The 14,759-nt window shown below is 73.0% G+C and carries 12 protein-coding genes and 1 pseudogene; 7 read left to right on the forward strand and 6 right to left on the reverse strand.

The genetic code is table 11. From position 1 onward, the window contains the following. Positions 1 to 4: 4 nt before the first annotated feature. Positions 5 to 724 carry a nucleoside/nucleotide kinase family protein gene (locus ABD339_RS28455; protein WP_344570009.1) on the reverse strand — a complete coding sequence of 240 codons (720 nt, stop codon included), beginning with the start codon at positions 722 to 724 and terminating at the stop codon, positions 5 to 7. A 202-nt stretch (positions 725 to 926) separates the two neighbouring features. On the opposite strand from ABD339_RS28455, the gene ABD339_RS28460 reads away from it, so the two are divergent. The 4 genes from ABD339_RS28460 to ABD339_RS28475 all read left to right on the forward strand — a co-directional run bounded on the left by ABD339_RS28460 (position 927) and on the right by ABD339_RS28475 (position 6,027). Then, the gene (locus tag ABD339_RS28460) at positions 927 to 1,667 is read left to right on the forward strand and encodes an HAD family hydrolase (protein ID WP_344570010.1); all 741 of its coding nucleotides are present in this window, start codon (positions 927 to 929) and stop codon (positions 1,665 to 1,667) included. Between the two features lie 97 nt (positions 1,668 to 1,764). Further along, a complete protein-coding gene (locus tag ABD339_RS28465) occupies positions 1,765 to 2,082 on the forward strand; it encodes a DUF3311 domain-containing protein (protein ID WP_344570011.1) in 318 nt (105 codons plus the stop codon). After that, positions 2,079 to 3,650: a sodium:solute symporter family protein gene (locus ABD339_RS28470; RefSeq protein ID WP_344570012.1), complete on the forward strand. Its 1,572-nt coding sequence runs from the start codon at positions 2,079 to 2,081 to the stop codon at positions 3,648 to 3,650. The genes ABD339_RS28465 and ABD339_RS28470 overlap by 4 nt, the downstream gene beginning before the upstream one ends. A 1-nt stretch (position 3,651) precedes the next feature. Then, positions 3,652 to 6,027 carry a penicillin acylase family protein gene (locus ABD339_RS28475; RefSeq protein WP_344570013.1) on the forward strand — a complete coding sequence of 792 codons (2,376 nt, stop codon included), beginning with the start codon at positions 3,652 to 3,654 and terminating at the stop codon, positions 6,025 to 6,027. A 35-nt stretch (positions 6,028 to 6,062) separates the two neighbouring features. On the opposite strand, the gene ABD339_RS28480 is transcribed toward ABD339_RS28475, so the two are convergent. Further along, a complete protein-coding gene (locus ABD339_RS28480) occupies positions 6,063 to 6,743 on the reverse strand; it encodes a DoxX family membrane protein (protein ID WP_344570014.1) in 681 nt (226 codons plus the stop codon). Positions 6,744 to 7,076: 333 nt separating this feature from the next. Here ABD339_RS28480 and ABD339_RS28485 point away from each other — a divergent pair, with 333 nt between their 5' ends. Beyond that, a complete protein-coding gene (locus ABD339_RS28485; protein WP_344570015.1) occupies positions 7,077 to 7,829 on the forward strand; it encodes an SDR family NAD(P)-dependent oxidoreductase in 753 nt (250 codons plus the stop codon). A 58-nt stretch (positions 7,830 to 7,887) separates the two neighbouring features. On the opposite strand, the gene ABD339_RS28490 is transcribed toward ABD339_RS28485, so the two are convergent. Further along, positions 7,888 to 8,856 (reverse strand): dihydrodipicolinate synthase family protein, encoded by a 969-nt coding sequence (locus ABD339_RS28490; protein WP_344570016.1) that lies wholly within the window; start codon positions 8,854 to 8,856, stop codon positions 7,888 to 7,890. A 40-nt stretch (positions 8,857 to 8,896) separates the two neighbouring features. Further along, positions 8,897 to 10,495, reverse strand: coding sequence for a sialate:H+ symport family MFS transporter (locus ABD339_RS28495; RefSeq protein WP_344570017.1), 1,599 nt, complete (start codon positions 10,493 to 10,495; stop codon positions 8,897 to 8,899). 188 nt (positions 10,496 to 10,683) lie between these two features. Here ABD339_RS28495 and ABD339_RS28500 point away from each other — a divergent pair, with 188 nt between their 5' ends. After that, entirely contained in the window at positions 10,684 to 11,385 is a 702-nt protein-coding gene (locus tag ABD339_RS28500) for a FadR/GntR family transcriptional regulator (RefSeq protein ID WP_344570018.1), read from the forward strand. A 110-nt stretch (positions 11,386 to 11,495) separates the two neighbouring features. Here the strand turns inward: ABD339_RS28500 and ABD339_RS28505 are convergent, their stop codons facing one another. Further along, positions 11,496 to 12,629 (reverse strand): MFS transporter, encoded by a 1,134-nt coding sequence (locus ABD339_RS28505; RefSeq protein WP_344570088.1) that lies wholly within the window; start codon positions 12,627 to 12,629, stop codon positions 11,496 to 11,498. Positions 12,630 to 12,893: 264 nt separating this feature from the next. After that, complete coding sequence (locus ABD339_RS28510) at positions 12,894 to 14,126, reverse strand: baeRF3 domain-containing protein (RefSeq protein ID WP_344570019.1); 1,233 nt, start codon at positions 14,124 to 14,126, stop codon at positions 12,894 to 12,896. A gap of 193 nt (positions 14,127 to 14,319) precedes the next feature. Between ABD339_RS28510 and ABD339_RS28515 the strand changes: the two are divergent. Next, positions 14,320 to 14,565: pseudogene (locus ABD339_RS28515) on the forward strand (type B 50S ribosomal protein L31); the annotation flags it as partial. Positions 14,566 to 14,759 lie beyond the last annotated feature (194 nt).

The following is a 14,759-nucleotide window of genomic DNA, read 5'->3' on the forward strand; positions in this document are numbered from 1 at the left end:
CGGGTCAGCGACCCGCGGTGTCCGGCCGGACGAGCAGATCGGCGCGGGCCCGGGTGCGGGCGATACGGACGGCGTTGGCCTGGTCGGGGCCGTGCGCCCAGGCGTGTGCCCGCTCCGGCGGCTTGCCGTAGGCGATGTGGCGCTCGACCAGGCGGCCGAGCCGCACCTCCTCCCCGGGCTCGACGTACCAGACCTCGTCCAGCAGCGGGCGCACCCGCGCCCAGGGGCCCTCGTCCAGCAGCAGGTAGTTGCCCTCGGTGATCACCAGTGCGGCGTCCGGGCCGAGGGCGATCTCGGCGGCCAGCGACTCCTCGAACTCGCGGTGGAAGCGCGGCGCGTACACCGTCTCGCCGGTGCTCCACGACTCGCGGATACGGGCCAGCAGCGCGGCGTAGCCGGCCGCGTCGAAGGTGTCGGGGGCGCCCTTGCGGTCGCGGCGGCCCAGTGCGGCCAACACCTCGTTCGACAGGTGGAAGCCGTCCATCGGCAGCAGTCCCGCACCGGGGCCCAGCGCGTTCACCAGCGCGTGGGCCAGTGTGCTCTTCCCGGCGCCGGGGGCGCCCGTGATGCCGAGTACCGCCCGCCCCGGCCGGTCGCGCAGGGCGCGGGCCCGGTCGAGGAGTGCGCCCGGTACGGCGGCGGCGTCGGGAGGTGCGGCGGCGGCGGCGGTGCCGGATGCCTCGGATGCGGTGCCGCCGGGGGGTTCGCTCGCGTGGTCGGGCATCAGCGCAGATTAGCCGCCCCACGCCCGCGCGCCCCACCCGGCCCGCACGCTCCGTTCCACGCTCCACACGGCCCCCGCGCACTCGGCCCGCGCCCGCGTGCTCCGGCCGGGGGCTCGGCGCGGGCCGGGGCAGGGCACATGGTTGAGTGGCGGGGTCAGCATCCGACGGCGGCAACGCGCCCCGCACCTTCCGGAGTCGCCCATGAGCAGCACCCCGCGCCGGACAGCGGATCCGGTCCCGGAGCCGGCCCCGACGCCGGCCCCGTCCCGCTCCCCCGCCCAGGTCCTGGCCGAGACGAAGCTGGTGGTCTTCGACTGCGACGGCGTGCTGGTCGATACCGAGCGGATCGGGCCGGAGGTGGTCGCGGCGATGACGACCGAGGTGGGCTGGCCGCTCACCCCCGAGGATGTGCGCGAGCTGTTCCTCGGCACCCCCGAGCCGTATCTGCTCGCGCAGGTACGGGCGCACACCACGGTGCCGGTTGACGAGAGCTGGCTGGCCGAGTACCGGAGGCGGGTCGCCGCCGCGTTCGACGCCGCGCCGCACACCATGCCCGGGGTCCGCGACCTGCTGGACGCGCTCGACGCGCGGGGCCTTCCGTACTGCGTCGCCTCCAGCGGCAGTCACAGCCGCATCCGTCACTCGCTGACGGCGACCGGCTTGTGGGAGCGCTTCGAGGGGCGGGTCTTCAGCGCCGAGGACGTGGCGCACGGGAAGCCGGCGCCCGATCTGTTCCTGTACGCGGCTGCCCGGTGCGGCAGCGCGCCGGCCCGCTGCCTGGTCGTCGAGGACAGTCCGGCCGGGGTTCGGGCCGCGCTGGCCGCCGGGATGCCCGTCCTCGGCTACACCGGCGGGCCCACCCCCGCCGACTGGCTGACCGAGGCCACCCACGGTGTCACCGACGACCTGCGCGCCCTGATCGACGGCGGAAGCGCGGCGTAACGCTCCGGCCCCGGTAGACCGCTGTGGCCGCCGGACACGGCGCTACGGTCGCCCGGTATAGCTTCGTTGATGTGACCCCCTTCAAGGAGCGCGTGCCATGCCTGAGCCCCAGCCGCCGGAAGGCGCTGACCCGCCGCCGCAGGGCGCGGACTTCCCCCGTGTCCGGGCGAGGCGCCCCGCGCTCTGGCTCCTGCTCGTCCCGGCCGTCCTCTACTGCGCGGCGCCCCTCGTCGCCAACCGCGTCGAACCCCGCGTCCTCGGCCTGCCCTTCCTCCTGTTCTGGATCGTCGCGGCGACGGTCGTGAGCCCGCTCGTCATCTGGCTGGTCTCGCGCCTGGATCCGGCCTTCCGGGCGGGCGCCGTCGAGCCGCTTCCCGTGGACGACCGGCCCGACGACCCGGGAGAGGGCCGATGAGCGGGTCCGCGGCAGTGGCGACGACGATCTTCGGGCTGGCGATGGCGGCGACGCTCGCGATCGGGGTGCTGAGCGCGCGCGGCAGGAACAAGGGGATGGCCGAGTGGTCGCTCTCCAGCCGGGGTCTCGGGGTGCTGTTCATCTGGCTGCTGATGGCCGGAGAGACCTACACGAGCTTCTCCTTCCTGGGCACGGCCGGATGGTCGTACTCCTTCGGCGTGCCGATCCTGTATCTGGTGGCGTATCTGACGGTCGGCTTCGCCGTGGCGTATGTCGTGGGTCCGGCGCTGTGGACGTACGCGAGCAGGCACAAGCTGCTGTCGATCGCGGACATGGCCGAACACCGGTTCAGATCACGGCCGGTGGGGATCCTCGTCGCGATCGTGGCGACGGTCTTCCTCGTCCCCTACATCCAGGTGCAGATCCAGGGCATGGGCGTGGTCGTCAACGCGATGACGTACGGCAGTGTCGGCCTGCGGGTGGCGGCGGTGGTCTCCTTCGTCGTCGCGGAGGCGTTCATCCTGGTCTCCGGGCTGCGCGGCTCGGCGTGGGTGAGCGTGCTGAAGGACGTCCTGGTGATCGCCGCCGTGGTGTTCCTCGCGGTGTGGGTGCCGACGCACTATCTGAACGGCCTGGGCGATTTCATGAACCGGATGGTGCGGGAGAAGCCGGAGTGGCTGACCTTCCCGGGCCACGATTCCGGGGGCCTGAACGGCACCTGGTTCGTCTCCACACTGCTGCTGAACGCCGTGACGATCTCCGTCTTCCCGACGACGGTCGCGGGCTATCTGAGCGCCAGGAGCCCCAACGCGCTGCGCCGCAACGCGCTGCTGCTGCCGTGGTATCAGCTGCTGCTGTTCATCCCGATGATGGTCGGCGCCGTCGCCCTGTTCGCGCTGCCCGCGCTGGACAACCCGGACCTGGCACTCTTCCGGCTCGTGACGGACTCGCTCCCGGCGCCGCTCGTCGCGGTGATCGGGGTGGCGGGCGCGCTGTCGGCGATCGTGCCGATGAGCGTGTTCATGCTGGCGATCGGCACGCTGTGCGGGCGCACCCTGCTGGGCGGCGGCAACGGCACCGACCCGCGCAGCCGCGCCCGCGGCCGGACCCACCGCGACACCGTGCCCGGCAGTCCGGAGGACGTACGCGTCAAGCGGCTGTCCCAACTGGTGTGCTTCCTGGCCGGACTCGTGGCGCTGGCGGGCAGCCTCTTCCACCCGGACACGCTGGTGCAGCTGTCCGTCCTCTCCTACGAGGGGCTGGCCCAAGTCGTGCCGCTGGCGCTGGTGTCGCTGTTCTGGCGGCGGATGACGGCGGCGGCCGGTGTCGCGGGGCTGTTCACCGGGCTGGGCGTGGTGCTGCTGCTGTGGGCCACCGACAACGACCCGTACCACGGAGTCAACGGCGGCGTCCTCGGCCTGGCCGCCAACTTGCTCGTCGTCCTCGCCGTCACCCGCGCACGGCCCGGCACCGTCCCGGTCCGGCAGGCGGACCAGCGGGACAGACGGCAGGCGGGCCGGCAGGACACGCGACCGGTGCCGCCGGGAGCGCGCGGCGAAGGAGAGTGAGATGACCACCCGTTTCGAGGTGCCCGGCCTCGCGGAACCCGTCGAGATCCTCGTCGACCGCTGGGGAGTGCCCCATCTGTACGCGAACTCACGCGCCGACCTCTTCCTCGCCCAGGGCTTCAACGCGGCCCGCGACCGCCTCTTCCAGCTCGACCTGTGGCGCCGCCGGGGGCTGGGGCTGCTCGCCGAGGTGCTGGGCGAGCGCTACGTCGAACACGACCGGGCGGCACGGCTGTTCCTCTACCGGGGCGACATGGCCGAGGAGTGGGCCGCGTACGGCCCCGGCACCGAGGAGATGGCCCGCTCGTTCGTCGCGGGTATCAACGCGTACGTGACCCTGTGCCGCGATACCTCCGGCGCGGGAGCCGGAATGCTGCCTCCCGAGTTCGCGCTGCTGGGGTACGGGCCCGCCCTGTGGGAGGCGGCGGATGTGGCCCGTATCCGCAGCCACGGCCTCTTCTACAACCTGCACGAGGAGGTGCGGCGCGCCCTGACGCTCCGCGACTTCGGCCCCGCGGCCGAGGAGTTGCGCAAGGTCCGCGAGCCGCACGGCCCGCTGAAGGTCCCCGAGGGCCTGGACCTGGACGTCATCCCGGACGACGTGCTGCGCGTCTACGAACTGGCCACCACAGCACCCTGGTCGCCGAACGCGCCCCGCCAGGGCCTGGACGGCAGCAACAACTGGGCGCTCGCCCCCTCCCGCACCGCGACCGGCCGCCCGCTGCTGGCGAACGACCCGCACCGGCCGGTCACCGTGCCCTCGCTGCGCTACCTCGCCCACCTGTCGGCACCGGATCTGGAGGTGATCGGCGCGGGTGAACCGGCGCTGCCCGGCGTGTCGATCGGGCACAACCGGCACCTCGCGTTCGGCTTCACCATCTTCCCCGTGGACCAGGAGGACCTGTACGTCTACCGCACGCACCCGGAGGACCCGCACTCCTACGCGTACGGGGACGGCTGGGAGCCGATGACGCGGGTGACCGAGGCGATCCCCGTACGGGGACGGGAGCCGGTCGCGGCCGAGCTGTGGTTCACCCGGCACGGGCCGGTCATCCGTGAACGCCCGGAGCGGCAGGCCGCGTTCGCGGTGCGGGCCGCCTGGCTGGGAGCGGGCATGGCGCCGTACCTGGGCAGCGCCGGCTACATGGACGCGCGGACCCCGGACGCCTTCACCGAGGCGATGCGCGGCTGGGGCGCTCCCGGTGAGAACCAGGTGTACGCGGCCCCCGACGGCACCATCGGCTGGCGCCCGGCCGCCCGGGTGCCCGTCCGGCGCGGCTGGGACGGGACGCTGCCGGTGCCGGGCGACGGGCGGTACGAGTGGGACGGCCTCCTCGCTCCGGAGGAGCTGCCGCAGGTGCGGGATCCGGCGGAGGGCTGGCTCGCCACGGCCAACCAGTTCAACCTTCCGCCGGACCACCCCCACGAGGAGCATCCGGTCACCTTCGACTGGTACGCGCCCACCCGCTACGAACGCTGCGCCGAGGTTCTCGCGGAGGCCCGGGAATGGACGGCAGCGGACTGCGTGCGGCTCCAGACCGACTACGTGAGCCTCCCGGCCCGCCGCGTCCTGCCGCTGCTGGCTGACTCGCACAGCGAGGAGCCGGGGGTGCGCGCGGGCCTGGAACTGCTGCGCGGCTGGGACGGCACGCTGTCGGCCGGATCGGGGGCCGCGGCCCTGTTCGAGGTGTGGTTCCGCCGTCACCTGCGCCCCGCCCTGCTGAGGCGGGCGCTTCGCCCGCTGGTCGGATCCGGGCGGGTGGAGGAAGCGCTGGCGAGGATACTGCCCGCCGAGGGCTCGGCGGCCGATCCGCGGGTGGAGCTGCGGCTGCTCGCCGCGCCGGATCCGGACGGTGAGCTGGAGGCGCTGCTGCTGGAGAGCCTCGGGGAGGCGGTGGACGCCGTGGCCGGGCTGCTGGGTGACGACCCGTCGGACTGGGCGTGGGGCACGCTGCACCGCGCCGAGCTGCGGCATCCGGTGGCGGCGCTGCTGCGCGCCGCGGGGACGGGGGGCGGGACGGGGGCAGGAGGCGAGGCGGGAGACAGGGCCGAGGCCGGGGCCGGGGGGACCGGGGTTCCCGGCTGGTGCGGGCTGGGGCCGCTGCCGCGCGGCGGCAGCGGGGACACGGTGGGTGCCGCCGCGTATCTCCAGGACTTCCGGCAGAACGGGGGCGCCAGCTTCCGGATGGTGATCGATGTCGGGGACTGGGATGCCTCGCTGGTGATGAACTCCCCCGGCCAGTCCGGCGATCCGCGCAGCGCGCACTACGCGGACCTGTTCCCGGCGTGGGCGGCGGACGAGGCGTTCCCGCTCGTGTGCAGCCGCTCCCGGGTGCGCGAGGAGACAGCGGCCACCATCTGGCTGACACCGCCGTGACCGGCCCCGTACGAACGCGGCGGCCGAGGCTGCCGCTACTTCCCGCGTCCGCCTGCACGGGCGAGGAGCTTGGGGGCACGCGAGCCGCCAGAGCCGCCGGAGCTTCCGGAGCTGCTTGAGCCGCTGGAGTTGCGCGTGATGCGTGAGCTGCCGGGGATGTGTGAGCCGATGGGGCCGTGTGCGGCACGTGGGCCATGTGCGCCGTGCGGGCCGCGGTGGACGGGGCAGCCGCTCTTGCAGTGCGGTGTGCCGCACTGCTTGCCCTGCTGCTTCGTCCGCGCCTTGCGGGCCCGCTCGTGCCAGGCGTGGGCGCGCGCCTGGTGGCTCGCGTCGCTGACGACGGCCAGCAGGCCGCCGAGGATGGCGACGTTCTTGCCGAGGTGGATCTGGTGACTCGCCCGCTCTCCCGGGTCCTCGTGCTCCCAGAAGGAGTGCCCGGCCAGCGTGGTCGGGAGCAGCGAGGCGGCCAGGGCCAGCGCCGAGAGCCGGGGCAGCTTGCCGAGGGTGAGCATCGCACCCGCCGCGACCTGCACGCCGGCGTTGATCCGGACGAGGAGCACATCGTCGTCCGGCAGCACGGACACCTGCGCGCGTGCCTTGTCCAGCAGCGGCTTCGCGACCTGGGCACGGGGGTCGGGGTCGCGCAGCGAGTCGATCCCGGCACTGACGAAGAACAGGCCGAGGAGCGGGCGGGAGGCCAGATTGAGCGGTGTCATGGGTGTCCTTGGGGTGCGCGGGTCCGGGGTCCGTCTTCAGCCATGTCACGCGGGACGGCGCCCGTACGCAAGCCGGACCCGCCGTACGGCTCAGTTCCCTCCAGTCCCGCACGCCTGGGCGGCGGCCGGGTGGAGGCTCACCCGTGCACGTGAATCAGGTCGTGCACGTGGATCAGCGCGTGGGGCGGAGTCCGCTGATGTCCCGCTCCTCCCTGCGGCCGGCTCGTCCGCCCGGCTCGTCCGCCCGGCTCACTTGCCGGCTCACCCGCTCGGACCCCGCCGCCCTGCGCCGTGGCATGCGGGCCGGGAGGGTGAGGGCGGGAGGTCGAACCGATGAGTGGTGAGTTCGAAGGCAGGGCAGCGCTGGTGACCGGCGCCGCCTCCGGGATCGGGCTGGCGATCGCGCGGCGGCTGGCCAGGGCGGGGGCCGCGGTGGTGGTGGCCGACTACGACGAGGACGGCGCCCAGCTCGCGGCCGGCGAGCTGGAGACCGCCGGGGCGCGGGCCGAGCCGGTGGTGGTGGACGTGACCGACCCGGACTCCGTCCAGGCCGCCGTGCGCTTCACCACGGACACCTTCGGCTCGCTCGACCTCGCCGTGAACAACGCGGGCGTGGGCGGACCCTCGCTGCCGACCGGCGAGTACGACGTCGCCGCCTGGAACCGTGTCATCGCCACCAATCTCACCGGCGTCTTCCACGGGCTGCGCTTCGAGCTGCCCGTGATGGCCAAGGCGGGAGCGGGCGCGATCGTGAACATGTCCTCGATCCTGGGCACCAACGGCTTCGCCGGCTCACCCGCGTATGTCGCCGCCAAACACGGGGTGGTCGGCCTCACCAAGTCGGCCGCGCTCGAATACGCCGAACAGGGCGTACGGATCAACGCCGTCGGCCCCGGATTCATCGACACTCCGCTGCTGCGCGAGACGGACAACCCGATGCGGGAGCGGCTCATCTCCCTGCACCCGCAAGGACGGCTGGGCGAGGCGAAGGAGGTGGCGGAGCTGACCGCCTTCCTCCTGTCCGACCGCGCCTCCTTCATCCAGGGCAGCTACCACCTCGTGGACGGCGGCTACGCGGCGCAGTGAGGCCCGTGCCGACTGCCCGGATCAGATCGGTGTGACCGATCAGGTCAGTCCGCCCGGATCAGACCGGGCCCAGCCCGGCCTCCGCCAGAAAGCCGGTCACGCGTTCGCGCTCGGTGACGGACAGCGGGCGCATCGGGAGCGGCGTGGCGGGAGAGGCGATCACTCCGCGCTGGTGGAGCGCTTCTTTGAAGGCGCCGATCGCGGAGGAATAGGCGCCGATCCGCCCCGGGTCGCCGACCCGGACCAGGCCGAACAGGCGGCGCAGGCGCTCCTGTTCGGCTGCTGCCTCCTTGAGGCCGCCGTGCCGCGCGGCGCGGTGAAGGGCGAGGAAGCCGTGCGGATCGACGTTGCCCAGGCCCGGAACGATGCCGTCCGCGCCGAGCGCGAGCGCCGTGTCGGCCATCGTCTCGGAGCCGGTGAGGACGGTGAAGCCGCCGCCGCGCGCGCCGTTGGCCTCGGTCAGCTCCAGCAGGGTGCGCAGGCCCTCCAGGTCGCCGCTGCTGTCCTTGAGCCCGGCGAGTACGCCTTCGGCGGCGAGTTCGGCCACGACCTGCGGGGGCAGCTTGTGCTGGACGTTGCCGGGGATGTCGTACGCCCACAGCGGCAGGTCCACGGCCTCGCGCACCGCGCGGAAGTGGTCGGCCATCTCGCCGGGGTGGGTGGGCGAGTAGAAGGGCACGGTCGCCACGACGGCGTCGGCGCCCGCGGCGCGGGCCGCACGGGCCTGGTCGATCACGCGGTTGGTGGTCAGGTCCACCGCCCCGGCGAGGACGGGTACGGAACCGGCGGCGACGGAGCGTACGACGCGCAGGGCCGCCAGCCGCACCTCGTCGGTGTGGTAGGCGAGTTCACCGGTCGAGCCGTTGACGAAGAGGCCGTCGACGCCTGCTTCCAGCAGGAAGGCGCACAGGCTTTCCAGCGACGCCGTATCCAGTTCGCGCTCCGCGGTCAGCGGGGTGCACAGGGGAGGGATGACGCCGCCGGAGACCAGGGGCCCGGTTCCGGCGGAGGTGGGGTGGGCGGGCATTGCGTCAGTCTCTCCTAGCGGTGCTCGTGCTCATGCTCGTTCATGGTGCGGGGTGGGGCGATCCGGGCCCGGCGGCGCCGGAGTCGGTGGCGGCGGACCCGGTCGCGGGCCCGGTCGCGGGCCCGGTCGCGGGCCCGGTCGCGGGCCCGGTGGCGGCGGACCCGGTGCCCGTACGGGCGGCCGGCCGTTCGGTCAGATCGCCCTCGGGCGCGGTCTCGCGGCCTCCTGCCAGCCGCTGGACGCGCAGCGGGGCGTTCACGGCGATCAGGATGATGACCACGAAGGTGAGCGCGAAGGTCAGCCACGCCAGCGAGGGCCCGAGGCTGCGCCCGCCGGCCAGGGAAGCGCCCAGGACGGGGGCGACAGCGCCGCCGAGCGAGCCGACGTTGTAGGTGAAACCGAGACCGGCCGCGCGCTCTGAGGTCAGGAAGTAGCCGCCGATGAGCTTGGGCAGCAGACCGGAGATGCCCTGGGCGAACATCTGCTGGAAGAACAGCAGCAGCGCGAGCCCGGCGGTCTGGCCGCTGTCCATCGCGAAGACCGGCAGGACGAAGACCACGGAGACGCACAGGGACAGGACGTAGGTGCGCTGGGTGCCCCAGCGGTCGCCGAGGAAGCCGACCAGGACGCAGCCGAGGACGTTGCCGAACCCGGCGAAGAACAGCACATCGCTCACCGTGCCCGGTGAGAAGTGCAGGTCCTCCTTGAGGTAGGTGGGCAACAGCGCCTGGATGGGCCAGGAATAGAGGAAGGCGCAGAAGACGGTGACCATGAGCGTCACCATCATCGGCGTACGCCGCCCCGCGAACTGCGCGGTGAACAGCACGAATCCGGCCGCGGTCAGCGCCACCAGGGGCTGGACGAACCCGCCGGCGCGCTCGGTGAACAGCAGGAACAAGCTCACGGCGACGACGGCGGTGGCGGCCAGGTTGAGCGGGGCGAGACGGCCCCGGTAGAGGAGGGTGATGAAGTCCCGTCGGGGTTCCGCCACCCCGCCTTTCCGGCGGCCCTCTTGCGCGCCGCTCCCGCCGTCACCTCCGCGGCCGCTCCGCGCTCCGGTCGCCTGCTGCCAGTCGTCGGACTCCTTGAGCCCGCGCCGCATCCACAGCGCCAGCGCGATCGGGATGACGCCGAGGAAGAACATCGCCCGCCAGCCCCAGGCGGGCACCACGAACCGGTACAGCTGACCGGCGATGATGGAGCCCACCGCGTATCCGGAGATGAGCAGGGCACTGGCGCGGTTGCGTGCCCTGGCGGGCCAGCTCTCGATCACATAGGTGGCGCTCGCGGCGTACTCCCCCGCCATGCCCAGGCCCAGCAGCAGCCGGGCCGCGAACATCGGCCAGTACCCCCAGGACAGGCCGCAGGCCAGGGAGCCGAGCGAGTAGAGCAGGATGCTGAGGATCATCGCGGGCTTGCGGCCGAAGCGGTCGCCGACGGCGCCCAGCGCCAGTCCGCCGAACCAGCGCGAGATGAACGCCGCCGAGACCAGCGTCGCGGCCGTCACCATCGACAGGCCGAAGTCGTCGGCGACCTCGGTCAGCACCAAAGTGATCAGGACGAAGTCGAACCCGTCCATCAGATATCCGAGCCAGGCGGCGAACAGCGCCTTCCCGTCCCGTCTCGTCAGCATCGCCATCGTTGCTCAACGCCCCTGTCTCGGCCGTCCCATGGCGCGAACCTCCTGCTTCCCGTCCCGGAAGTACGGGTGGTCTGTGCGCAGATGGGAGATGGGACATGGGATCTCTTACCCGCCAGACGGTACACTCGTCCCCGCGGACGAACAAGAGGTCGGCGCAACCACCGACATGAGGCGCGAGGGGCGACGTGGCACCAGGGATCCGGGAGCAGCTTGAGGACCGCATCACCGAGCTGATCTTCGAGATGGACCTCGCGCCTGGTGCCGCGATGCCCCCCGAAGCGCAGTTGATCGAGCGTCTCGGCGCGGGCCGCAACAGCGTCCGCGAGGCCCTGCGCGCCCTGCACACCCGCGGCATCGTGGACATCCGCCACGGCTACGGCACGTTCGTCGGCAGCGCCCCCCTGGCCACGATGGCCCCCGGCCTCCTCTACCGCACCCGGCAGTCCGTGCGGGCTGACCCCGGCGCGCTCCGCGACCTGGTGGCCGTACGCCGCGCCATCGAGTCCGGACTCATCACCGACGTGGTGGAGCAGGCCGACGAGCGGCTCTTCGACCGGCTGGACGCCGAGATCAAGGCCATGTCCGACCCGAACGGGAACGACACCGCCGACGCCGACCGGCACTTCCACCTCATGCTCTTCGAGTCACTGGGCAACAACCTGGCCACCCAGCTGATCGAGCTGTTCTGGGACGCGTTCCAGCGCGTGCGTGCCGACCTGGGTCCCGACAGCGACCCGGGCGACATCGCGCACTGGCACGGCGACATCGTCGATGCGCTGCGCGCCCGTGACGCGGACGCGGCCCGCCGCGCCGTCGTCGACCACTTCGACGACGTGGAATCGCGGATCGCCGCGCTGCCCCGCCCGGACGAGGGCGCCACGACCTGAAAACCCGGCTGCCGTACGGGTTTCGGACCGTCACCGGTTCAGCCGGTGACGGCCCGGACCGTCACCGGCCCAAGGGGTGACGGCTCAGCACCCGACCTCCGCACGGGAGGTCACGTGCGCCCGCTCAGCGCGGCGGCGTCCGCGTGGCGGGTGCGCCACAGATGGGCTCCCACCCCGGCGGCCAGCACGATGACGCAGACCGAGAAGACCAGGCCGGCGCCGCGCAGCCCCAGCCCCGTGCTCAGCGCGCCCACGCCGACGACCGGCAGCGAGATGCCGAGGTAGGCGACGACGAAGAGCGCCGAGATCGTGCCGCCCCTGTGCCTCTCGGGCGCGCGCCGGCTGACGGCCGTCATGGCGGAGCGGAAGGCGAGCCCCTGCCCGATGCCGCCGGTCACGGCCCCGGTCACCAGCAGCGGCAGCGAGGTGAGCAGCAGCGAGAGGCCCACCTGCACCATGCCCGCCACCAGCCCGAGGCAGCCCAGCGGCAGCGCCAGGACGACGCCCGCCTTGTCCATCAGCAACTGGCCGGCCAGCGAGGCGCAGAAGACCGAGAAGGCGACGGCACCGGACGCGGCCAGGTCGCTGATGTGCAGCGTCTCGGCCATGAATCCCGGCGAAACGGCGGTGAACAGGCCGAAGACGGAGAACCCCGTGAAGCAGGCCAGCGCCGCCGGGACGAAAACCGGCCGCACTTCGCGCGGCACCTCCATCCCGCGCGGACGCAGCGGCGGCCGGGGGGAGGCCCGGCGTACGGTCTCCGGCAGCGCGAGGGTCAGCGCGCCGGCCACCGCCAGCAGCCCCAGGTGCACGAGAAAGGGCAGCTTCAGTGGCGAGGGCGCGAACTGCGCGAGGATCCCGGCCAGCAGCGGTCCGCAGCCGAGGCCACCCATGTTCGCGGCGGTGGCCGCGAACCCCCCGCCGCGCGGCGCGAGTTCCAGCACCGCCGCCGTGGCGGCGCCGCTGAAGAGTCCAGCGGCGAAGCCGGACAGCAGGCGCCCCGTGAACAGCAGCGGCAGGCCGCCCTCCAGCAGGAAACAGACGGCGCTGGCAGCCGAGAGTCCCAGCGCGGCGAACAGCACCGGGCGCCTGCCCAGCACGTCGGAGAAGTCCCCCGCGACCAGGAGGGCGACGATGACGCCGACGGCGTAGACGGCGAAGACGACCGTCACCATCAGCTCGGAGAACCCGATCTGCTGGCGGTAGAGCCCATAGAGCGGCGTGGGCAAAGTGGTGCCCGCCATGCCCACGGCGAACACATAGGTGGCGGCGGCATACCACCGGCGCCGCCCCGCCTGTGCCGCGTCCGTCGGCGCCCCGTGGTCGTCCCCGTCGCTCCCGCCTGTGCCGCCTATGCCGCCCGTGCCGCCATCGGCGTCGTGACGCGCCTCGTTCGCGGTGCCGCGCTCGTTGCTCACGCTGCCCTTCCCACGCTCCTGTCGCTGCCCTCGTCCGGCCGGTCCGCGACCCTGGCCAGGTGTCTGCGGCTGGTGATCCGAGTCAGAGCACTAGGCCCGCGACCAGGCGTAGCGGACGGCGCCGGCGATCCTGCCGTGCTCCTCCAGCGTGCCGTCGGGCACGAAGACGACCTCCGCCTCGGTGGACAGCGCGAATTCCACCGTCTCGTCCACGATGTCGTCGCGCACCTCGCCCGCGTCGTCCACGTCGGCCTCGTCACCCACCTCGTACGGCTCGCCGCTCCCCACCGACTGCCCTGCCACCCCCGTCCCACTCCCCCCGGCCCCCTCCTCGCCGGCCTCGCCGCCCTCCTCGGGCAGTGGCTCCAGATGGCCGCCGGCCAGCCGTACCCGCTGGCGGAACGGCTCCTCGACGACCAGCAGCGCCAGTCGGCCTTCCTGCGCGGCCTGCCACACCTCGTCGATCCCGGCGACGAACTCCTTGCGACCGCGTGCCTGTCCGAGGCGTTCGAGCGCGCTGTCGGTGCGTGCGGTGAGGAGTTCGGCGCGCGCGGGGGCGATCGCGTCGAAGACGACCGAGGCCCGCGCATCGGTCAGACCACCCTTCGGCACGGTGGCGAGCGCGGAGCGCGCCGCATGTGTACCGACGTCCTCCAGCGCGCTCAACCCCTGTGCCAGTCCGGCGATGATCAGCGGCCTGGGTTCGTGCTCCAGCAGCTTGGCCAGGTCCGCGTCCACGGCGCGCAGGTGCTGGAGGGCGACCTCGTCGCGGTATCCGGTCGGAAAGTCCCCGGTGCGCGGGACCCATTCGCGCGCGGGCAGGTTCTTGTCCTGCTCGATGGGGAAGCCCTCGCGCCGCTCCTCGGCGAGGTCCTCGCCCGAGCCGCTCCACAGCCTGGCCCGGTCCTCGGCGAAGGTCAGCACCCAGTACGGCCTGTTCTGGGCCTTGGCGGCGACGAGGTTGCGGGTGAGGAAGGTGTCACTGATGACGATGCGCTCCACCGGCGAGGAGCGGGGCAGGTGCCAGAACTGGTGCTCTCCCCGCGCCGCGAACAGGACGAGGGTGTCCAGGGTGTACACCAGATCGACCTCGGCCTCGGCCTGCTCCAGATGTCCGACGACCTCGGCCCGCACCCGTTCCGGCACGGCCGGGTCCTCGTGCAGCCGCCGGCTCGCTTCGGCGATGAGATTGCGCAGCCGCACCGGGTCCTGCGTCTTGGCGGGCCGGGTGCGGTGGGTGGGCAGGACGAGGGTGACGGCGGGGTAGGGCCGCGGTTCGCGCAGCCCGGCGAGCACCTCGTTGGTCAGGTCGTTGGTGCGCATCCGTACCTCGTTCCGACGGGGATGACGAGAGCACCCTCCAGCATCGCGCGCCGCGTGCGGCTCCGCACGTCGGAGCCGCACGCACCCCGGCGCCCGGCCGGGGGAGTACCGGCGCCGGTAGCGCGCGGGATGCCGTCAGGGGCGGCCGGACGTAGCCTGGGCAGTGCCCTGCACCTCGGGGAAGGAGCGACGCGTGAAGCCCGAGACCCACCCCGACTACCGTCAGGTGGTCTTCCGTGACCAGGCCGCCGGATACGCTTTCCTGACGCGTTCGACGGCCACCAGCGACACCACGATCGAGTGGGACGACGGGCAGACGTATCCGGTCGTCGATGTGGAGATCTCCTCCGAGAGCCACCCCTTCTACACCGGCAAGGCGCGGGTGGTGGACTCGGAGGGCCAGGTTGCCAAGTTCCGCCGCCGCTACGAGAGCCCGACACCGGACAGCGTGCTGCACACGGCGCCCGACGGCGATCCGGCGCCCGAGGATGTCGTCCTGGCCTCCGGCCGCGACCTGACCGAGGCGAACCTGGAGTGGGCCCGCCGCCGCATCGCCTCGGAGGGCCGCTCCGCACTGGACAGGGAACTTCCGTAGCGGTCCGCTTCCCCCTACGGTCCGCTTCGGGGGGCTGG

The sequence above is a fragment of the Streptomyces axinellae genome (assembly GCF_039532135.1).
Taxonomy (GTDB): domain Bacteria; phylum Actinomycetota; class Actinomycetes; order Streptomycetales; family Streptomycetaceae; genus Streptomyces; species Streptomyces axinellae.